The following is a 20,719-nucleotide window of genomic DNA, read 5'->3' on the forward strand; positions in this document are numbered from 1 at the left end:
TTTAGGCTCGCTGCGCTCGCGGTATGGGGGCTTCGCCCGCTTTAGCGAACGGCCTTCGGCGTTCGGGTTTGGAGCTTCGCTGGTCTGGGGGCTAAACCACGCGTAGCGTCTACACCGGCAATGCCCAAAACCGTGAGCGTAGCGAACCCATTTTTAGACGTCTAAATGTCTTGACGGCTTACATGCTGGACTGCTATGTTCCGTGAATAGCGTTTTGGAGGTGTTTATGGTTTTGCCGGTAGGTCGTTCTTTTTATGTCACAACCGATTATGGTCGGGTAAAAGGCTTTCGCTATGCGGCGGATAATGGTCGGCCGGATGCTCCAGTGGTCGTGGTGCAAGGTGGCATTAGTGGCACCGGGCAGCTGTGGCGGCTGGATGGCAGCGGTTGGTGGCAATCTCTGTATGACGCATTTGCTGAGACCGAAGATTTGCAAGTGATTAGCTTCGACTATTTGGGCGGGCTTGGCGGCTCTACTACGCCGGAGCAGCCGTTAACGGTTGAGCAGCATGCCCTTGCCTACTTGCAGGCACTAGAAAAACTTGGGGTGGATCGAATTCATGGCTGGGTTGGTGGCTCCTTTGGTGGAGTGCTCGGGCTGCAAGCTGCAAGTCTTAAACAAGGGCCGCCGATCGATCGGCTAACAGTCATCGGCGCGGCCCATAAACCGTCCATTCAGTCATCCTTACTGCGTTCGTTCCAGCAGTTACTGCTACAGAACTGCGACTGCGAACAGCAAGGTGTGGTGCTAGCCCGCGCTTTGGCCATGCTGAGTTATCGCAACGCAGACGAATTTGAGCGTCGCTTTGAGCACCCCGATGACGCACTGGAGTATCTGCTGGCACAAGGCGAGCGGTTATTGCAGCGGCATGGCAAGCAGGCGAATAAGTTATTTACCCACCTGACGCCAATATTAAATGACTACCACATTGATGTGCGACAAATAACCTGTCCGGTGCAACTGGTGAGTTTTAGTTCGGACACTATAGCACCACCAGCGCTGGTGAGTGAGCTGGAGGCGCTGCTGCCCGACTGCGATAGTTACGTCAGTATCGAAACGCCGTTTGGCCATGACGGGTTTATCAAGAACGTGGCCGATTATCAAACCTCGTTAAGCCAATATCTTCCTCAACTTGCGGAGACCCATGTATGAAAGATGAGACGCTGGCCATTCATCACGGCTACCAAACCGACCCCACCACAAAAGCGGTCGCTACTCCTATTTATCAATCAGTAGCCTTTGAATTTGACGACGCACAGCACGGCGCTGACTTGTTTGATTTGTCGGTTCCCGGAAATATCTACTCGCGCATTATGAACCCGACCAATGATGTGCTTGAGCAGCGCATTGCAGAACTTGAGCATGGCGTGGCTGCTCTGGCGGTAGCGTCCGGCATGGCGGCCATTGAATATGCAATTATTACGCTTGCCTCGCAAGGCGATAATATTGTTACTACCCCTCAACTATACGGCGGCACTTACACGCTCTTCCGACATATGTTGCCGTCATTTGGTATCGAGGTTCGGTTTGCCGACGGTGACAAACCGGAGGATCTGGCACACCTAATTGATGATAAAACCAAAGCGCTTTACTGCGAAACGATTGGTAATCCAGCTGGCAATATTGCTGACCTGGAAGGGCTGGCAAAAGTTGCCCATCAAGCCGGTGTACCGCTAGTGGTGGATAATACCGTGGCAAGTCCAGTGCTTTGCAAACCTATCGACTTTGGTGCCGACATTGTGGTGCATTCGCTGACCAAGTATATCGGCGGGCACGGTAACTCGGTGGGTGGCCTTATCGTTGACTCTGGGCGGTTCGACTGGCTTCAACATAAACAGCGTTTTCCTCAGTTCAGCAGTCCGGAACCCGCTTATCACGGTGTTGTATACACGGAGGCATTTGAAGCTGCGGCTTTTATTGCCCGAGTAAGAACCGTAGCCTTGCGTAACACCGGCGCCGCGTTGTCGCCATTTAATGCATTTTTGCTGTTACAGGGCCTGGAAACGTTATCGCTGCGTTTAGAACGGCATTGCCAGAATGCTGAAAAAGTGGTGGATTACTTACAACAGCACCCTCAGGTGGAATGGGTTAATTTTGCCGGATTACCACAACACCCAGATTATCAACGGGCTCAACATTATCTTAAAGGCGGAATACCGGCCTCGCTGTTAACCTTTGGTATCAAGGGAGGTTTTGCAGCCGGTGTCGCGTTTTACGATAAATTAAAGCTGTTTAAAAGACTGGTTAATATCGGGGACGCAAAAAGTCTGGCCTGTCATCCTGCGTCGACGACGCACCGGCAGCTAACCGTGGACGAGCAGATTCAGGTTGGCGTTAAGCCCGAAGCTATCCGCCTGTGCGTGGGCATTGAACATATCGACGATATTATCGCTGATTTGGAGCAGGCGCTTTGAAGGGATTGGGCTCCCGTTGGTCGCGGTTTAGGCTCTCTGCGCTCGCGGTATGGGTGCTGCGCACGGTCTGGGATCGCGTTGCTCGCGATTTATCATGAGCGTAGCGAATCCATCCCGCGAAGCCCGGAGGGCAATCCCACTCCGCGAACGCTAGTGAGTCTAAACCGCGACCAACGGGAGCCCAAACCCTGTTACTGGTCCTTCTTCATGTGCACATCCATTTGTGGGAATGGAATGCCGATGCCTTCTTCGTCTAAACGGTCTTTAATACGCTCCAGCAGATCCCAGCGGGTTGGCCAGTGATCTTCGGTCTTGGTCCATGGACGTACGTTAAAGTCGACTGACGAGCTGTTCAACGCAGTAACCGTTACCACCGGTGCGGGATCCTCCAGAATCCGTTCATCCTTTTCTAATTCTTCCATCAGCACCTTTTTGGTGTGCTGTAAGTTCGCTGAATAGCTAACGCCGATCACCAGATCGATACGACGCAACGGCTCACGATTATAGTTAACAATAGCGCTACCAATCACTTGTGAGTTCGGTACATACACCACTTTACGATCCGGGGTCATTAGTATGGTCTGGAAGATATTAATCTCTTCCACAGTACCCGCAGTACCGCCACACTCAACGTATTCACCCGCCCGCAATGGCCGGAACATAATTAACAATACGCCTGACGCGATATTGGATAACGACCCCTGTAAGGCCAGGCCAATGGCTAAACCGGCTGCACCTAAAATAGCGATAAACGAGGTTGTCTGAACGCCAATCTGGCTTAATGCAACCAATAGTGCGGTAATGAAAATAATCGATTTAACGATCGCCGATAAAAAGCTAATCACGGCGCCGTCGACTTCTTTCTTCTCCATGCCTCTGCGCATGATGCCGGTAACGATCTTGGACGCGATACGGGAAGCGATCAAAATGACGATCGCAATAATTACTTTGATACTGTACTCGATCAACATGTCTTGGTTATTGTTGATCCAATCAAGAATCGTCTGCATTGGAAGAATTCCTTATTTAACAGCGTGTTTTTAAAAGACTATCCCAGCGTACGCTAGATTAGCAAGCTCAAATGCTAAATCGATAGCGACCCTGACTATCAGCTTGCCCCAAGTAAGTGAACATTTCTGCCAACCCTTCAGGAGTGCGCGGATTTGGCCGCACTGTACCTGAAATAGACACATCGTTGCTATCGATAGTGCCATTAAAGTTTAGCCCCAGGCTATTATTGCCTGCCATTGCGAGCTTTATTGCCCCCTGTTCGGAGCAGCCTAATTGCAACGGAAACTCACCCAATGACAACCATTGGTTATTAACCAGCACTTCTATGTTTTGTCCCTCGGCTGATCCGGTGAGCTGTTCGCACCAACGTTGCTCTAAGGGAAGCTGAAGCTGGTACTCTTTTAAAGTGAGCTGCCAGTTACCTCGTGTCTCGATTGGCATAGCGACATCGGTCAGAGCTAACAGCGGTGCTAACTGGCCCGCCACCTCGAGTTCATTAAGCTTTAAGCCTGCCGTCGAATAGGTCAATTCACCCTGTCCGGCTATGTCATTTTCGGTTGCTGGCACGTTAAGCTGCAATGCGACACGCCCGGCTAGTAGTTGAGTCGGACTTAATGACCAACTAACATCGTAAAACCATTGTTGGTTAACTTTTAGCTGTCCGGCAGAACCGTTCCAGAGCGAGCCAGATACTTGATTAAGCGATATACCAGCGGGTAATTGTACCCAATACAAAGCTCTTGCAGGCGCGTACACAACCAGTAATACCAGCGTAATTATTATCCAAAGTATCCAACGCTTCATAGGGCTTCCGTTACCAATAATTGCCGTACTCGCACTTGTCCGGGACTGTCCAGTTTAGCGATATCGGCGGTTTCTACTTGCAGCTGAAAACGGCTTTCGAGCTGCGCAATAAGTTCTAAAACTTGTTTAAAGTCAGCATCGTCAATACTGACCAGAACGCTATCCTGCTGTGGCTGCAAGCGGGCGATATCAAGCTCTAAAGCGCGCGCGGCTGAATTTATCCGCTGACTCACCGACTCATCGTTACGCGTTCGCTGCGGCGCCCTGTCTTTTGCTGCCTGATAGCGTGCCAATGTTTGCTGGACCCAGCTTAGCTGCTGCTGCTGAGCTGCAACTCGTTGGTTGGCTTGTTGAAGGGCACTAACACTGGGTTGCCAGATAACAAAATAAAGTACGGCGATGCCTAACACAATGGTCAATACACGCAGCAGCCGTTGCTCGCGCTCATTTAAAGCCAACCAGCGCTGCTGGGCTTGCTGATAAAACGAGTGATTCTGTAGTCGCTGCTGCAGCTGGTTTATTACGCTCACGATCGTTCCTCCAGACTCACTGTTATAGTACCCGCAACTTGCGACCCACGATTGCTTAGGGTGCCCTGCTCAACCACTAAGCCCGAATCCTTGGCGCTTTGCTGAAATGTTTCCAGTTCGGCAAACGACTTCGCTATAGCATGTAAGCGCAGTTCGCCACGCTGGAATTTGAGTAGCTCCAAGGTTAACGAGGGAGCGCTACTAAATGCAGCGCCCAACTGGTCAAGTGTGCGCAGCATTGAGGCTTGCTGCCCCTCATTCAGGCCTAACTGATCAATTTGGCGTTGTAACTGCACCCGCAAATTGACCACCCGCTGCTGCGCTGGAAACTGTTCTTGATACAGCGCTAATGCCTGTTGCTGCATCGCGTCCGCCTGACTATTTAAGCTAACCGCGCGCAGCCAGTTATAGCTGACCGCGACCACAAAGCAACACGCGGCCGCCACAGCCAAAGGACGCCAGTTTAGATTCAATGTTTTACGTGGGGTCTTCGGTCTAAATTCTCGCTGACGAATATCAAATCCACCGGTACCCTTCGCCAACGCAGTAACAGGCAGCTCGATATCGGCGGCTTCTGTTAGTACCGTTGGCTCTAGCCAGCCAAGCTCGCCGTAATGAACCAACTTCATTGGGGTTTCACGTTCTACCGCAGAAGCGCTAAGCACCTCACCAAACAAGTCATTTTCCAGGGTAAAACCGTGCCAATGAGAGACTCTAACAATGGTATCGTTGCCCAAAGTTAAGCAATGCCATTCACCTTCTGCATACGGCAGTAAAAGATAATCAGGAATCCACTCATCGGCGCTAATTTGTGCTTTATTTAAGACCGATTGCCATTGCTGCATATGGCGGCGTTCTGTTACAACCACGGGCAATGGCAGCGACGACTTACCGGGCTTAGACCAGGCAAAATGCAATTTTTCAATATCGCTGGCGAGCTCCTCTTCGAGCGCGAACGGGATTACTTTGTCAAGATGACGACGGGCGCCGCTTGGCAGCGTCACATGCTGTAACACTGCGTCCTGTCCCGGAATAGCCACGGTTACAAAACAACGTTCGGCTTGAGCTGCTAGTTGCTTAAGGTCATCGAGCGAATTTAACTCACCACTTGCTATAGTCTCGTTTAATTCAGTGTTAACGATAAACCAGTGAACTTTTTGCTCTTGCATTGACGCGGGTAAACGGAGAATCAGCCGTTCCTGCATATTTAGTCTCCCATCGCTCGGTAAATTACTGTTGTATGTTTGCCGTCCAGTTGTAGTACCGAGCGAGCTTGTATTTCACTGTCTTTCCATTTTAAAAAAGCGGTTAGCTGAAAGAATTGACTATTTACAGTCAACTCCGACAAACCGCCTTCAGTTTCTGTCTTTAACGAACCCAGACTGCCTTCCGATAAAACCGTCGAAATTTCTTCATACCCTTTTTCAGGGCGTCCTCGGAGTACATCTTCAGCGGCTGAAACAGACATGTTGCCCTGAGTCATACCCACCAGCAGCTCAGCGTTATCCAAATCAATCGTATTTATATTGATGGTTAGCTCTTGGTTGTTTGGTATCACACAAACCAGGGGCCGAATCTTATCTACTATCTCAGCAGAAAAGCCTCTAATCAACCGTAACTCACTAATATCAAGTAGCCCGCTATTAGCTGTCTGATAAGGTAACGGTAGCGATTCATAATCGGCATCCTCGGCTCCCTGAGCCGATAATTTAAGGTCCGAATCGACAAAGTCACTCAGCGCGTGAGCCAGCCTCTGAGCTTGGTAAGCATCAATATCTAACGCGACCATTAACGCTGTAAACTGCTTTATGCGCAGTTCTTTTAAGCTTTCGTCCTGTTCGCCACCGGCCAGACTGTTGGCGTTAAAACAACTGTGCAGATCTCTCACTGCTGCCGACAACTGTCCACCGCCGGCTAATTGGAACGGACCCGTTTCTGTCGCCCAAGCCTGCTTTAGATGAGGAATCCCATCGTTTGCATCGAGCTCTTGGGTTAACACCTCGCTCAGCACCTCTTCTGCACTGAGCCACATCCAGTAGCTTTGTTCCGCCTGATAGGCGCTGCTGCTTCGACTGACATGGTTTTGTAATTGGGTCCCCAGCTGCACAGCAACCACGGATACAATAGCTACGACCAGTAGCACTGTTATAAGAGCCGCGCCATGCTGTTTATGTTGCTTAGCTTTCATCATCAGAGCCCTTGCCTGATGAAGCAACGCCACTGGTTAAAAATACTCGATACATTTCACCAAAAACCCGGGATATAATGGTGACTTCTATTGCAGCGGGCATATCTCCCGTCGTCGACCAGTTGCTATTCCAACCTTGCTGCATCCCACTATTATCATCCGCTTGACCTGACTGCCGATAAAACCGAACCTGAAAACTCTCGATGTCTGTCAGCAATGTCTGTACCTGAGGCTCGCCTGACGTGTCGTTAACGAAGGTAAAGCTAAGCCGTTGTAACTCCCCATCCCTTACTCGATACACAATTGGCTGCAATTCGCTGCGTGGCAATCGCAACCCGGGGTTATCAAAGCCACTGCGTACAAAAGCTAATACACCGCTTTCCGAGTCAATATTATCGACATTATTAGTCACGTACTGATGGATGACCTCGCCCATATTGGGTCGAGTTGGCTTAGCAACTGCCTGCCGTACATCCTGCTCTATTAATAGCCAACTAAACTGTAGCTGTTCAATTTTTTCAAAACGTTGTTCCGATTGTTTTTTAGTACTTAACACCTGGTCCAGAATAGAAAAGCTGCCGAGCCCGAGCAATGCGAAAATTGCTATTGTGACCAGTACTTCTACCAGGGTAAAACCGCCGTTATTTTTCATTGCGGTGCTACCGAAGATTCTGTTTTGCTGACCGGTTTACGCAGGTAACTGACTAATTGAATGGCTTCGCCTTCGTCACCCGCCCTGCCGACGCTCACCGTTACCGCCACTACATTCGGCGTCACCGTTTCCGTCACTTGCTGCTGCCAGCGCCAGCGCTGATCCCCCATCATCGCTTCACCGGTCTTATTGTCACTAATCGGCCAGCTACGCTGTAACGCGAGTTCTGCTAAACGGTTAGAAGCAACATACTGCGCATAGGTCTTATCCTGCAACGAGCTAAGCCCACTAATATGGCCACTTGCGGCTTGTAACGCAGCCACGGCAGCCAGTGCAAATATCGCTAAAGCGACCATCACCTCAATTAAGGTAAAACCTGATTGCGGGGGACTTTTAAGCGCCATTGCCATCTCCCTCAGTCACATTTATCTGCCATGCTGTTTCAGTTTCTAACTGCACCGACCTAAGCCCGCCAATAACTCGAAACGTCAGTGAAAAATCAGCGATTTCTCCGCTTGGCAAAATCATAACCTGAGGCTGTTTTAACTCGTCTTCCTGCTCATCAGAATCATCGGACTCTGCCAATAAAAAGTCATCGTTTTGTTGTTCATTAGCTTGAACAGCAAAGCCTAAATTGCGATTAAAATTCCACTCATAATCATCCAGTGACTGTGGTTTTAGGCCGCGCTGTCTCAGTGGCTGCCATTGTTGTTGCTGCCATTGTAAAAACTCATAACGTCTGTTTTCTGAGTCTAAAAACAACCCGACTGGCCGTTGCCTTAACATCGCATACTGTCGCGCGATATCTAGCTGCAGCTTTAAGCGGCCGGCCAGCTCGCGTGCCTGATTATCATTGTCTTTAGACGACGGTAAAGTCATTACCACGGCGCTGGCCATAATGGCGATAATAGCCATTACCAGTAATATTTCTATTAAGGTAAAACCACGCGCGCGTGCCATCATTTAGTTACTGTTTTGTTCTCCAATCATCCAGCTACCAAAGTCATCATCGGTACCCGGCTGCCCATCTGGCCCGGGCGAAAAAATATCGATATCGCTGTATTCACCTGGGTTCAACAGTAAGTAGTCGTTACCATAAGGGTCTTGTGGCAAACGCCGAATGTAACCGCCCTGGCGATAGTTGCGAGGTTGCGGGTCCAGGTTGGGACGTTCCACCAATGCTTCCAGGCCTTGCTCGGTGGTTGGATAAGAAGAGTTATCAAGATGATACTGCGCTAACGCGTTTTCTAACGCGACAATATCGGCAATGACTTTTTGCTCGTTAGCGCGCTGCTGGTTACCCAAAACATTGGGTAATACCATGGTCGCCAGAATGCCAATAATGGCGATTACCACCATCACTTCTACCAGTGAAAAACCTTGTGATTTACCTTTCATAACTACAACCCTACGCTATTATTTAACTGAAGTATTGGCTGGATAATCGCCAATACAATAAAGAACACAATACCCGCCATAGTGACAATTAATGCGGGCTCGAAGACTTTCAAAGATACTTGTACCAAGCCTTCAAATTCGCGGTCCTGATTGTCCGCTGTGCGGCGCAACATTTGCTCCAGCTCACCTGATTTTTCGCCAGCGGCAATCATATGTAGCATCATCGGCGGAAATAGTCCCGTTTGCTGTAACGCTGCCCTTAAAGACGAGCCTTCTTTTACGTGTGTTGCGGCCGTTTCAATGGCTTCTCGAATCGCAAGATTACCAATCACTTTCGCTGTAATTTGTAACCCCGTTAGCAGTGGTACCGCGGAAGACGTCAATATACTGAGTGTGCGTGCAAAGCGAGCGGTGCTTACGCCTCTAATAATCTTCCCCAAAAACGGCAAGCGCAATAACATTAAATGATATCTGTACTTGTTCTTATCCACTCTAAGCCATTGTTTAAAGATAACCATCGCTACTGCCAATATGACCAGCATCCAAAGCCCATAGTTCTGCAAAAATTCAGAAATACTGAGCATCGCGGTAGTTGTCGGTGGCAACGACTGTCCCATCGTTGAAAAGTTGTCAACGATCTGTGGCACAATTGACACCAGTAAGAATATGACAATACCTATCGCTACCAGGGTTAACATCAGTGGATAAACTGAGGCCTGGGTTAACTGACTGCGCATATGTTGGCGCTGTTCGGTATAATCGGCCAATTCGGTCAATACCTGATCCAGATGGCCAGACTTCTCGCCAGCCGCGACCATTGCCGTGTACAGATTGTCGAATACATGGGAGTAGTCGCGCATTGCTTCGGCAAGGCTATAACCTTCCACCACCTTGCTGCGAACTGACATGAGCAGGTTTTTTAAACGAGTTTTTTCTGTCTGATCGGCCACCGCCAACAACGCTTGTTCAATTGGCAACGCCGAGCCGACCAGTGTTGATAGTTGTCGGGTAAGTAATGCTAAGTCTTGTGCTTTTACTTTGCGTTTAAAGCTCCAGCGGGTGGTTTTTTGATTACTTTTTTCTTGCTGTGAGGCTATTTCTACCGATAACGGCATTAACCCCTGTTCGCGCAACTGTTGTCGAACTTGTCGTATCGTGTCCGCTTCCAGTACCCCACGCTTCTTTCGTCCATTGGCGGTGACTGCTTGATACTCAAAGGCTGCCACAATTACTCCTCGCGCGTTACGCGCACTACTTCTTCGAGTGTTGTCTTACCTTTCAACACTTTATCTAAGCCGTCACGACGGATGCCCGGGTGAGCTTTGCGCGCGTGCTTTTCTATGGCTTGTTCGCCGTGGCCATTGTGGATAAGTTCGCGAACATGATCATCGACCACCAGCAACTCGTGAATACCGGTACGGCCACGATAGCCACTCTGGTTACAATGTTCACATCCGGCGGCCCGGTATATAACACTTTCCTGATCCTCGGCAGGCAGTCCCAGTAGCTGTTTTTCCTCAGCATCTGGATGTCTGCTTTGTTTACAATGATGACATAAGGTTCGAACCAATCGTTGCGATACAACGGCCAGCAGACTCGAAGACAATAGGAAGGATTCAACCCCCATATCTTCCAGCCGGGTAATAGCACCGGACGCTGTATTAGTGTGCAACGTGGATAATACTAAGTGACCGGTCAACGAGGCCTGAACTGCAATCTGCGCGGTCTCGACGTCACGAATTTCACCGACCATAACGACATCCGGGTCCTGTCGAAGGATCGCTCTTAAGCCACGCGCAAAAGTCATATCAACCCGCGGGTTGACCTGAGTTTGACCAATACCATCTATGGCGTATTCGATCGGGTCTTCAACCGTCAGGATATTGCGATCTTTGGAGTTTATTTCGGTTAGCCCGGCATATAACGTTGTCGACTTACCGGACCCGGTAGGGCCGGTTACCAAAATAATGCCATGCGGCTTGTGGATAAGTTGCTCAAAAATTGCGCGATTAGCGTCTGTCATCCCCAGCTGTTCAAGGCTCAGCCGCGCGTTGTTTTTATCTAATAAACGCAATACCACCCGTTCGCCATGGTTAGAGGGCATTGTTGAAACACGAACATCCACTGCCCGCCCCGCAATCAGCAAGGAAATACGGCCATCCTGAGGGACACGTTTTTCGGCGATGTCGAGCTGCGCCATAACTTTTATTCGAGAAATTAATAATGACGACAGTTTGCGGTTTGGCTTTAACACTTCCTGTAACACGCCATCAATTCGAAACCGAATTAACAACTCTTTCTCAAACGTCTCGATATGAATGTCAGAGGCGCCTTCTTTGATCGCTTCACTCAGCATCGCGTTAATTAACTTGATGATTGGCGCATCATCTTCACTTTCCAGCAAATCTTCTGTCTGCGGTAGTTCGTCGGCCAATGAGAACAAATCAGACTCATTACCAATATCTTCCATCAACTGCTTGGCTTCGGACGAATCGCGTTGGTACGACTTAGCTAACAAACTTTCGAATTCGGCAGGACTATGCTCGGTGAGAGTAAATCCGCTGCCGAGCTTACGCCGAACTTCGCGCAAGCTGTTTAGTGAGACACCTTCTCTGACATGTAGGCTCGGGTACTCGCCCTGCTCCACAACAATGCCATGGCGCTTGGCGAAACTAAACGGCAGCCGTTGAGTTGCTATCTCAGGTGTACTAGTCATCTTTAGATGACTCCTGCTGCGACTTTTTATCGGGTTGACGCTCGTCCATATATTCATCAAAGCTTGGTGGTAACGTCAATTCACCATCCCATTCTGGCATTACCGGAGTGTCTTTAGTTGGCATTAAATCAACGCCTCGAGCACGTTCATCTAACTGTAAAGCTCGCATGTAATTGTATTTCTGCTTGCTAATTTGTCCCAATTTAGAGCCGTCGCGGACGATAGTTGGCCGCAAAAACACCATCAGATTACGCTTTTGCGTTGACGTCGACGTAGAGCTAAACAATTTACCCAAGAACGGAATATCACCTAATAACGGGATTTTTTGTACCGACTCTTGAACGTCTTCGTCAATTAAACCACCAAGCACGATGGTTTCGCCATCATTCGCCATAACGGTGGTTTTTAATTCACGTTTGTTGACGATGATATCGACTGAAGTCGCACCACTTAAACTAGAGACCTCTTGTTCAATGGTCATCTGTACGGCATCGCCTTCGTTAATCTGCGGGGTGACTTTTAACTTAATACCGACTTCCTGCCGGTCAACCGTTTGAAACGGATTATCGTTGTTATTGCCGACGGTTGAGCCAGTTATAGTCGGCACTTCCTGGCCAACCAGGAAGCTCGCCTCTTCGTTATCAACAGTTACGATACTCGGTGTTGCCAAAATATTTGAGTTGGTGTCCTGAGATACCGCTTGCACCACAGCGGCCCAATCATTTTTGATGGTACCGAACATCATACCGTTAACACTGCCTAATAAATTAGCCAACAAGCTAACATCACCGGGTTGATCGGGGTTCTGAGTTTCCGCCCCATTCTCGGAAATGACTGTCGAGCCTTCTCTGGGTCGAGCCTGGTAAGCCGCTGCTGCGAGACCGCCAATCGGCACATTGTTGCCATTGTTATATTGCACCAGGCCACCGTCTTCGCTAATCCACTGAATACCAAAGTTAACATTATCACCTTCCATAACCTCGACGATGATTGCTTCGACCTGGACCTGGGCGCGACGAATATCGAGATCCCGAATAACATTTGCCAACGATGCCAACATATCCGGTTCTGCAGTTATCACCACGGTATTAGTTGATTCATGCGCACTGATGCTGACGGTATCACCTGATCGTGATCTTCTGCTCTGAGAAGCTGTGCCAGTTTGCTGTTCAGTTTCTGCCTGAATGGAACGGCTGACATTCTCCAGTACCCCTACCAGCTCTTCAGATTTGGCGTACTTAAGATAGAAAACCCGAGTGTTACCCTCAGTTTTTAAGTCTTGGTCGAGCTGACGAATAAGCTTTTTAACCCGTTCACGGGCGCGCGGCTCGCCACTAATGACAACACTATTGCTACGCTCATCGGCGACAATCTTCGGGATTAATAACTGTGGGGTACCGTCATTCGCTTTTTCAAAAATTGACTGAGCAATACGAACCAGCTCGCTTGCAGACGCATAATCCAGCTTGATCATATCAACATCCTGATCACCTGCACGGTCGACACGCTCAATAATTTCGACCAGCCGCGAGATAGTTTCTGAACGACCTGTCATCATAATCACATTAGACGGATCGTAGCTGACCACCATGCCACCACCCGTTTGGTCATTTAACTGACGTAACAGCGGAGCCAACTCGCGTACCGAAACATTTTCGACCGGCACCACGCGCGTTATCATGACATCACCGCGAGAAGCCGCCTCTCCTGAAACAACCGGCAATGGCGAATGCTGGGCGTCTTTATCGCGAATAACCTTGATCACCCCAGAGTCCATTTCGATGGCTGCAAAGCCATAGACTTCCAGTACATTTTGGAAAAACTGGTAATACTGTTCGGTATTCATCACGTCGTAGCTACGGACGTCAATCTTACCGCGCACATTAGGATCGATAATGATTGTGCGACCCAAGTTACGACCGACTACCTGAATAAACTCTGTTATGTCAGTATTCTTAAAGCTTGCGGCGTATTCTTCTGCTACAGCTTGTTGCTGTATCAATGGGATGGTCGTTAAACTTACTCCAAAGAACGCGGCCAAAAGCCAACGTCTTAACGAATTCTGCTTCGCTGCCATGGTATTACCTATTGTTTTATTAGAGCTCAATGTCTAGCTCCATTTGTTCGTCATTGCGCAGGATCGTCACTGTTAGTTGACGCGCGTTTTGAAGCAGCTGCCCTGCTTCCATCGCTTGTTGCATGTTGGTCAAATCTAAGCCGTTGATAGAGACAGCAATGTCTCCGCTTTGAAAGCCAGCTTGATTGAACAATTCTGGTTGATTGCCCGGGCGTAACCGATAGCCTTTAAGAGACCCATTGACCACAATCGGCGAGATCTCGACATAATCCAACATCGACTCAGGATTGGCGGTCAGTTTTTCGCGAGCTTCGCTAACATTGTCAGGACTAAGCTCTGCGGCTTCAGAGTCTGACCCACCAATTTTTAGTGATAGAGCGGGTCGACTTTCACCAATATCTTCCAGCTTGAGAACTTCTAACGAGCCTGAGTTATCCAAAATAACGCGATCTGCGTAGATATCTTCGATAGTCACATTGGAATTTGCTAGCTCCTCGCCGACAATATAGGTTTGCTGTTGGCCGCGCTGTTCAATAATCGCTGCGGAGCGCAATGGGTTGCTGCTGGCTGAAACACCAATTAATCTTACATTAAGCTGCGTCTCGGGAGCCGACTCTATACGGCTACGGCTTCGCTGCTCTGCGGCCGTACCAAATATATTATGAGACTTAATCTGGGTAAGATTTACACGATTCTCGGCCCGGCCAGATACGTGATAAGCTGGTAACTCAAGCGTATCAGAATTATTACTTACCGGTGTTATTAACCACCAAATTAATTGCACCGCTAAAGCAGCCACCAGCAGCCAGGCGACAGTGGTAGCAATATTAAGAGCGATAGAAATAAGTTGACTGTTCGCTACTGAGCGTATTTGAAGTTTTGACAATTCGCGCGCCACTTTTTTATTGTTTTAATAGAGTCATGGGCCCACAGGCATTTTAACTTATCATACCCTAGGGTTCATTTTTCAACAATCCATTAACAGACATTTTATGATATTAGCATGACAAACTTATGACAACTTCTAACGCAGTAAGATTAGACAAATGGCTTTGGGCGGCGCGCTTTTATAAGACGCGGGCGATTGCCCGGCAAATGATCCAGTCGGGTAAGGTACACTACGACGGACAGCGGGCTAAGCCAGCCAAGATGGTACAAGTTGGGGCGATGCTAAAGCTGCGGCAGGGCTTCGACAGCAAAGAGGTCGAGGTATTGGCGTTAAGCGAACAGCGGCGCGGTGCACCAGATGCACAACAGCTATACCGGGAAACTGATGCCAGTGTGGAAAAGCGTGAAGAAAACGCTCAAGCGCGAAAGCTAAATGCCATGTATAATCCGCACCCTAAAGGGCGCCCGGACAAAAAGCAGCGGCGTCAGCTGATCAAATTTAAAGACGGTGGAGAGTCATGACACAACAGGCAATCGAATACCCGACCGATCAATTGGTTCGCTATACCTTTGCTGACCAGGATGTGCGCGGCGAATTAGTGCAGTTGACCAGTAGTTACCAAAGTTTAATTCGCGGCCACCAATACCCACCGTTAGTGCAACAGGCGTTGGGTGAAATGATGGCGGCAGTATCACTGTTAACGGCAACGCTAAAGTTCGAAGGGCATATTGCGGTTCAGCTGCAGGGCGACGGCCCATTAAACTTCATTGCTGTTAATGGTAATCATCAGCAGCAATTGCGTGGCATTGCCCGGATTCGGGACGAGATTAAATCGACCAATATTCGTGACATGATTGGCAAAGGCCAATTAGTTATCACGCTGGAGCCGGAACAGGGTGAACGTTACCAGGGCGTAACCAGTGCCGATGCCGATTCTATTGCAGAGATGTTAGAAAACTATTTTATGCAGTCCGAACAACTTGCCACCAAGATTTGGCTTAACGCTGATGGTGAACATGCCGCTGGCATGCTATTGCAGCGTATGCCTGCCTCTGGTAAAGATATGACCGGCTTTGAGCATTTAACGACGCTAACAGAAACTATCACCGAGCAGGAACTATATACCTTGCCGGCAGAACAACTGCTACATCGTTTATACCATGAAGAGACCGTTCATATTTATCCACCACAGTCAGTCTCGTTTGTCTGCGGCTGTTCCCGTGAACGCACCCTTGAAGCATTAGCCAGCGTGCCGGTGGAGCAAATAAAAGAAATTTTAGAACAAGATGGGGAAATTGTTATGACCTGCGATTACTGTCTGACAGAGTATCGGTTTAGCCAAGAAGATTTTGGTTAACGTGCGTCAAAGACGCACGCTACCGATTACTTCTTGTTCTTAATAAACTTCATCAGGCGGCGGCGTTTGCGCTGCTGCGACAGAGTCAGTTGGTTTTTCTTGCCTTCGTACGGGTTGGTCGGTTCGCGGAACTCAACTTTTATCGGTGTCCCCATCACTCCTAATGCTTTGCGGAAGTAATTGATCAAATAGCGCTGATAGGAGCCAGGTAACTTTGTCACCTGACTGCCGTGGATAACAATCCGTGGAGGGTTGTAACCACCGGCGTGGGCGTATTTAAGTTTTACCCGACGACCACTGACTAGGGGCGGTTGATGTTCTTCCTGCGCCATTTCCATAATTTGGGTCAGCTTGGCCGTACTTACCCGACGAGTGGCACTGGCGTAAGCTTCTTCGACACTTTCAAACAAATGTCCAACGCCGGTTCCATGTAGCGCAGAAATAAAGTGCAAGCGTGCAAAATCGACAAAACCTAAGCGTCGATCCAGTTCGCGCTTTATTTCTTCTTTATGGTCATTGCTTAAGCCATCCCACTTATTCACCGCTATTACGATTGAGCGTCCGGCGTTAAGGGCAAAACCAATCAAGTTTAAATCCTGATCAGTGATGGTTTCCCGTGCATCAATGATAATTAATACGACGTTAGCTTCTTCGATAGCCTGCAGCGTTTTTACTACCGAGTATTTTTCGATGGATTCGTCGATACGTCCGCGACGCCGCACACCGGCGGTATCAATTAGAATATACTCGCGTTCATCGCGCTGCATCGGGATATAAACCGAGTCGCGGGTAGTTCCCGGCAAATCATATACAACCACCCGTTCTTCACCCAAAATACGGTTAGTGAGTGTGGACTTACCTACGTTAGGACGACCAACGATGGCCAACTTAAGTGGCAACGCATCGTAATCAATTTCGTCATGGGCAAGGTCTTCGGAAACCTCCCCCTGCCCAACAATCACCTCTGGGTAGTCATCGGCTAATGGCTTAAAACAACTTTCCAGCAGCTGTTCAACACCTCGGCCATGAGCGGCCGCAATACCATATAAGCTACCGAGAGCAATGGAGTAAAAGTCTGCCATAGCGGATTGCGAATCGATGCCGTCAATTTTATTACAAACCATGTAGACTTTTTTCTGCTGCTGTTGCTTGCGCAGATGTTCAGCAATGGCCTGATCACCGACAGTCACTCCGTCGCGGGCATCGACTAAAAATAACACCACATCGGCTTCTTCGATGGCCTGCAATGACTGCTTAGCCATCACCTCGTCAATGCCTTCTTCGTCACCATGAATACCACCGGTGTCGACGACAATGAATTGATAACCATCGTAATTAGCCTGACCATATTTACGATCGCGGGTCAGGCCTGGGAAGTCTGCTACCAGTGCATCACGGCTACGGGTTAAACGATTGAACAGTGTGGATTTACCCACATTCGGGCGCCCAACTAAGGCGACGACTGGTAACATGCTATTTAATTTCCTGCAGTCAATTCAATAGCGACTAAATCGCCATCTCGAGTTTGAGTATAAAGTGTGTTGCCATCCACAATCGGCTGCGCATAAATGCCGTCGCCGCCAATTTCGTAGCGACCTTCGATATTTCCACTAGCTGGGTCTATCCAATGCAGGTAGCCTTCTAAATCGCCTAACGCAATAAAGCCATCGTGCCAAACCGGGCCGGTGAGCTTGCGCCCGAACATTTGGTTGTTACTCCAAAGCTCAATACCACCTTGTTGGTTCAGTGCATAAATATGGCTTTCGTGGTTTGTTAAGTAGATACGCCCACCGTGCACCAGTAAGTTTTCGAAAGCACTGTAGTCTCGCTTCCAGCGCACTTCGCCGCTGCGCAATTCGAGCGCTGCCAGCTCGCCATTATATGCAATCATATACACTACCGAACCGACGAGTACCGGGTTAGCATCGATATCGGCTAAAGCTTCTAGTTCGGTCGATCCGGTCGGCTGCCCAACTCGCTGGCTCCAAGCCTGTTGACCATTTTTGGCAATCAGCACCGTTGCAGAGCCATTGTCATCACCGACCATAACACCACCGTTCGCGATGGTCGGGGCTGATGAGCCTCGTATACTCAGCATGGGTGTCTGATATTCATAGAACCACTGCTGTTCGCCGCTGGCCGCATCAAAACTAATAACTTTACCGCCTGTGGTATGAACAACTACCCGATTCTCGCCCACGGCCGGATCAGAGTTAATCTCATTACCCACTTCGGTGTGCCATGCCAGTTCGCCAGTTTCCGCTTCCAAGGCTATCAGGTCACCGTTCTCGGTGCCCAAATAGAGTTTGTCATAAGAGGCAACCAAGCCACCGGAAATACGCGCTGAGAATGTTTGCGAAAAAATACCGCTGAACCAACTCTCTTCGGTCGCTTCATTAACATTGATTAAGCTGTGTAGATCTTGTGTCCAGATCGTTTTGCCGTTGTTCTTGTTAAATGCCTTAATACGCCCCTGCCGGTCAGCGGCAAAAATTGTGTCACCGTAGACGACCGGGTTCAGGCGTGAAAAGTAATCGCCGACCCCATCACCAACACTGCGCTGCCACTTAACTTTGGCAGCAACGCTTTGATTAATTGGCTGTAACGGCGCAATTTTGATTTCTTCGTCGTCATCACTAAAAATCGAACAACCACTCAAGGTAACGGTCATTAGACCTACCGTGAGCATTGATGCCGCTTTTTTAAGCTGCTTAAATACCTGCATTATGATGTCGCCAGACTGTTGAGTTTAAGTTCCAGAGCCGGTGTTAATGCCTCTCCGTCGGCAGCCAGTGCCCGTTGGTAAGCTTCACGAGCCTGCTGGTTATTACCCTGCGCACCGTAAATATCTCCTTCTAGCTCAGCTGCCGCGGCCTGATAGGCACTTGGCACTTCTGCCTGAACATTCGCTAAGGCAGCATCGTACTGCTGCTGCGCCAATAACACCCGCGCTAAACGGATACGTGCGACCGCCTTCAAGTTGTTATCATCGCTGCCATCAACAACTTGCTGTAGCGCAGTTACTGCAGTCGCCAGATCAGCTTCGGAAGCAGCGTACTGAGCCAACTGCAATGACGCCAAATGAGCGTACTGCGATCCCTGGTGCTCACTAATAAACTGTTGTGTATTAGCCAGCGCATTTTCGGAACCTTGCTGCAACTGATTCGCCACTTGCTGATAGCCGGCAGAAGCCGCATTTTGTGCACTAATTTGTGCACTATCGTAGTAGCGCCAACCAAAAAACAGACCAAAACCGATTACTGCACCAGCAATGATGCCTTTGCCATGCTCCGCCCAAAAATCTTTAATTCGCTCAACTTGTTGTTCTTCTGTCTGATCCACAGGGTCACCTCTTACGCTTCTGTCAGTGGCCGCAAATATTCTATCAATTCTGCGTGTCCTAAGGTTTTTTGTTCAGCATCACTGCGTAACGGTTTCACCGTAACCTGCTGCTCTGCTAGCTCGTTTTCACCGATAATCAGCGCCACTTCAGCACCGGATTTATCCGCTTTTTTAATTTGTTTTTTCATCGCCCCGCCGCCACAATGCACGACCAGCCGCAACTCCGGCAAGGCATCTCTCAGCTGTTCGGCAATTGCCTGCGCTTTAAGTTCCGTTTGCTCACCTAACGGCATTAAGTAGGCATCGACCACCCGCCGCGGAGATAGCTTTTCTTGTTCTTGTAACAGCAACACAAAACGTTCCATGCCCATCGCAAATCCCACAGCTGGCGTTGACTTACCACCTAACTGTTCGACTAATCCGTCGTAACGGCCACCGGCACAGACTGTACCCTGAGCACCTAAAGCTGTAGTTACCCACTCAAACACGGTCCGATTGTAATAATCAAGGCCACGGACTAGGCGCTCATTTAAGCTATACTCGATGCCAGCTTCCCGCAAGCGCGCACATAGTTGATCAAAATGCTCACGCGACTCGTCGTCCCAGTACTCCGACAGTTTGGGTGCGTCCACTAATAACGCCTGTGTGGCAGCGTCTTTACTGTCCAATATCCGCAGAGGATTGGTCTCTAATCGACGTTTGCTGTCTTCGTCCAATTGATCCTGGTACTGCAGCAAGTAGTCATGCAAAGCGTCGCGGTAGTTTGCCCGAGCTTGGTTAGAGCCTAGAGAGTTAAGCTGTAACTCAACCTGATCGGCAATGCCAAAGGCTTTCCATAAACGCGCTGACAGCAAAATAACTTCTGCATCGGCATCAGCACCTTCCAACCCAAAGGTTTCGATACCAAACTGGTGGAACTGGCGATAGCGACCTTTTTGCGGGCGTTCATAGCGAAACATTGGTCCCATGTACCAAAGTCGCTGGATTTGATTATAGAGTAAGCCGTGTTGATTGCCCGCCCGCACACAACTAGCAGTCCCTTCTGGGCGCAGCGTAACACTGTCACCATTGCGGTCATCAAAAGTGTACATTTCCTTTTCGACAATATCGGTAACTTCGCCAATAGAGCGCTTAAATAGTGCTGTGCTTTCCAGCACCGGCATACGGATTTCACTATAGCCATAACTGGCTGCTACTTGACGGATAACCGATTCGACTTGCTGCCAGGCCGGACTTTGGTCTGGTAACAGGTCATTCATGCCTCGGATTGCCTGGATGGATTTTGCCACGGGTGGTACTTCCATTATCTGTTTGCTAGCTTACAAAATGAGCGCGTATTA

At 49.1% G+C, this 20,719-nt stretch carries 21 protein-coding genes; 4 read left to right on the forward strand and 17 right to left on the reverse strand.

All coding sequences use genetic code 11. The features are described 5' to 3' along the window. The first annotated feature begins 226 nt into the window (after positions 1–226). On the forward strand, positions 227–1,153 hold the full coding sequence (locus CWI81_RS06485) for an alpha/beta fold hydrolase (protein ID WP_126784508.1): 927 nt from the start codon (positions 227–229) through the stop codon (positions 1,151–1,153). Next, positions 1,150–2,415 (forward strand): O-acetylhomoserine aminocarboxypropyltransferase/cysteine synthase family protein, encoded by a 1,266-nt coding sequence (locus CWI81_RS06490; RefSeq protein ID WP_126784509.1) that lies wholly within the window; start codon positions 1,150–1,152, stop codon positions 2,413–2,415. The genes CWI81_RS06485 and CWI81_RS06490 overlap by 4 nt, the downstream gene beginning before the upstream one ends. Before the next feature lie 191 nt (positions 2,416–2,606). Here CWI81_RS06490 and CWI81_RS06495 read toward each other — a convergent pair whose 3' ends face one another. From CWI81_RS06495 to gspC, 13 genes are all read right to left on the reverse strand, one after another. Further along, positions 2,607–3,425, reverse strand: a complete 819-nt coding sequence (locus tag CWI81_RS06495) for a mechanosensitive ion channel family protein (RefSeq protein WP_126784510.1) — start codon at positions 3,423–3,425, stop codon at positions 2,607–2,609. 67 nt (positions 3,426–3,492) lie between these two features. Continuing rightward, entirely contained in the window at positions 3,493–4,230 is a 738-nt protein-coding gene (locus CWI81_RS06500; protein ID WP_126784511.1) for a type II secretion system protein N, read from the reverse strand. Then, positions 4,227–4,760, reverse strand: a complete 534-nt coding sequence (gspM, locus tag CWI81_RS06505; RefSeq protein WP_241970374.1) for a type II secretion system protein GspM — start codon at positions 4,758–4,760, stop codon at positions 4,227–4,229. Before gspM ends, CWI81_RS06500 begins: the two co-directional genes overlap by 4 nt. Next, positions 4,757–5,965, reverse strand: coding sequence for a type II secretion system protein GspL (gene gspL, locus CWI81_RS06510; protein ID WP_126784512.1), 1,209 nt, complete (start codon positions 5,963–5,965; stop codon positions 4,757–4,759). The genes gspM and gspL overlap by 4 nt, the downstream gene beginning before the upstream one ends. A 2-nt stretch (positions 5,966–5,967) precedes the next feature. Further along, positions 5,968–6,951, reverse strand: coding sequence for a type II secretion system minor pseudopilin GspK (gene gspK, locus CWI81_RS06515; RefSeq protein ID WP_241970375.1), 984 nt, complete (start codon positions 6,949–6,951; stop codon positions 5,968–5,970). After that, positions 6,938–7,600: a type II secretion system minor pseudopilin GspJ gene (gspJ, locus tag CWI81_RS06520; protein ID WP_126784513.1), complete on the reverse strand. Its 663-nt coding sequence runs from the start codon at positions 7,598–7,600 to the stop codon at positions 6,938–6,940. The genes gspK and gspJ overlap by 14 nt, the downstream gene beginning before the upstream one ends. Continuing rightward, positions 7,597–8,004, reverse strand: a complete 408-nt coding sequence (gene gspI / locus CWI81_RS06525) for a type II secretion system minor pseudopilin GspI (RefSeq protein WP_126784514.1) — start codon at positions 8,002–8,004, stop codon at positions 7,597–7,599. The genes gspJ and gspI overlap by 4 nt, the downstream gene beginning before the upstream one ends. Next, on the reverse strand, positions 7,994–8,563 hold the full coding sequence (gspH, locus tag CWI81_RS06530) for a type II secretion system minor pseudopilin GspH (RefSeq protein WP_126784515.1): 570 nt from the start codon (positions 8,561–8,563) through the stop codon (positions 7,994–7,996). The genes gspI and gspH overlap by 11 nt, the downstream gene beginning before the upstream one ends. Next, positions 8,564–8,998, reverse strand: coding sequence for a type II secretion system major pseudopilin GspG (gspG, locus tag CWI81_RS06535; RefSeq protein WP_126784516.1), 435 nt, complete (start codon positions 8,996–8,998; stop codon positions 8,564–8,566). It abuts the gene before it with no gap. Positions 8,999–9,000: 2 nt separating this feature from the next. Then, the gene (gene gspF / locus CWI81_RS06540; RefSeq protein ID WP_126784517.1) at positions 9,001–10,224 is read right to left on the reverse strand and encodes a type II secretion system inner membrane protein GspF; all 1,224 of its coding nucleotides are present in this window, start codon (positions 10,222–10,224) and stop codon (positions 9,001–9,003) included. A gap of 2 nt (positions 10,225–10,226) precedes the next feature. Beyond that, positions 10,227–11,714, reverse strand: a complete 1,488-nt coding sequence (gene gspE / locus CWI81_RS06545; protein WP_126784518.1) for a type II secretion system ATPase GspE — start codon at positions 11,712–11,714, stop codon at positions 10,227–10,229. Continuing rightward, positions 11,707–13,791 (reverse strand): type II secretion system secretin GspD, encoded by a 2,085-nt coding sequence (gene gspD / locus CWI81_RS06550; protein ID WP_126784519.1) that lies wholly within the window; start codon positions 13,789–13,791, stop codon positions 11,707–11,709. Before gspD ends, gspE begins: the two co-directional genes overlap by 8 nt. A 19-nt stretch (positions 13,792–13,810) precedes the next feature. Beyond that, positions 13,811–14,677, reverse strand: a complete 867-nt coding sequence (gene gspC / locus CWI81_RS06555; RefSeq protein ID WP_157983298.1) for a type II secretion system protein GspC — start codon at positions 14,675–14,677, stop codon at positions 13,811–13,813. Positions 14,678–14,805: 128 nt separating this feature from the next. Here gspC and hslR point away from each other — a divergent pair, with 128 nt between their 5' ends. Then, positions 14,806–15,201 carry a ribosome-associated heat shock protein Hsp15 gene (gene hslR, locus CWI81_RS06560; protein ID WP_126784521.1) on the forward strand — a complete coding sequence of 132 codons (396 nt, stop codon included), beginning with the start codon at positions 14,806–14,808 and terminating at the stop codon, positions 15,199–15,201. Then, on the forward strand, positions 15,198–16,037 hold the full coding sequence (hslO, locus tag CWI81_RS06565) for an Hsp33 family molecular chaperone HslO (RefSeq protein WP_198678653.1): 840 nt from the start codon (positions 15,198–15,200) through the stop codon (positions 16,035–16,037). The genes hslR and hslO overlap by 4 nt, the downstream gene beginning before the upstream one ends. A gap of 26 nt (positions 16,038–16,063) precedes the next feature. On the opposite strand, the gene der is transcribed toward hslO, so the two are convergent. Genes der through hisS form a run of 4 tightly spaced genes read right to left on the reverse strand, consistent with a single transcriptional unit; the run spans position 16,064 to position 20,668 of the window. Further along, positions 16,064–17,509 carry a ribosome biogenesis GTPase Der gene (der, locus tag CWI81_RS06570; protein WP_126784522.1) on the reverse strand — a complete coding sequence of 482 codons (1,446 nt, stop codon included), beginning with the start codon at positions 17,507–17,509 and terminating at the stop codon, positions 16,064–16,066. 5 nt (positions 17,510–17,514) lie between these two features. After that, positions 17,515–18,762, reverse strand: coding sequence for an outer membrane protein assembly factor BamB (bamB, locus tag CWI81_RS06575; RefSeq protein WP_126784523.1), 1,248 nt, complete (start codon positions 18,760–18,762; stop codon positions 17,515–17,517). Beyond that, positions 18,762–19,379, reverse strand: coding sequence for a YfgM family protein (locus CWI81_RS06580; protein WP_126784524.1), 618 nt, complete (start codon positions 19,377–19,379; stop codon positions 18,762–18,764). The genes bamB and CWI81_RS06580 overlap by 1 nt, the downstream gene beginning before the upstream one ends. An 11-nt stretch (positions 19,380–19,390) precedes the next feature. Then, the gene (gene hisS, locus CWI81_RS06585) at positions 19,391–20,668 is read right to left on the reverse strand and encodes a histidine--tRNA ligase (RefSeq protein WP_126784997.1); all 1,278 of its coding nucleotides are present in this window, start codon (positions 20,666–20,668) and stop codon (positions 19,391–19,393) included. Positions 20,669–20,719: the final 51 nt, after the last annotated feature.

The sequence above is a fragment of the Idiomarina seosinensis genome (genome assembly GCF_003987275.1).
Taxonomy (GTDB): domain Bacteria; phylum Pseudomonadota; class Gammaproteobacteria; order Enterobacterales; family Alteromonadaceae; genus Idiomarina; species Idiomarina seosinensis.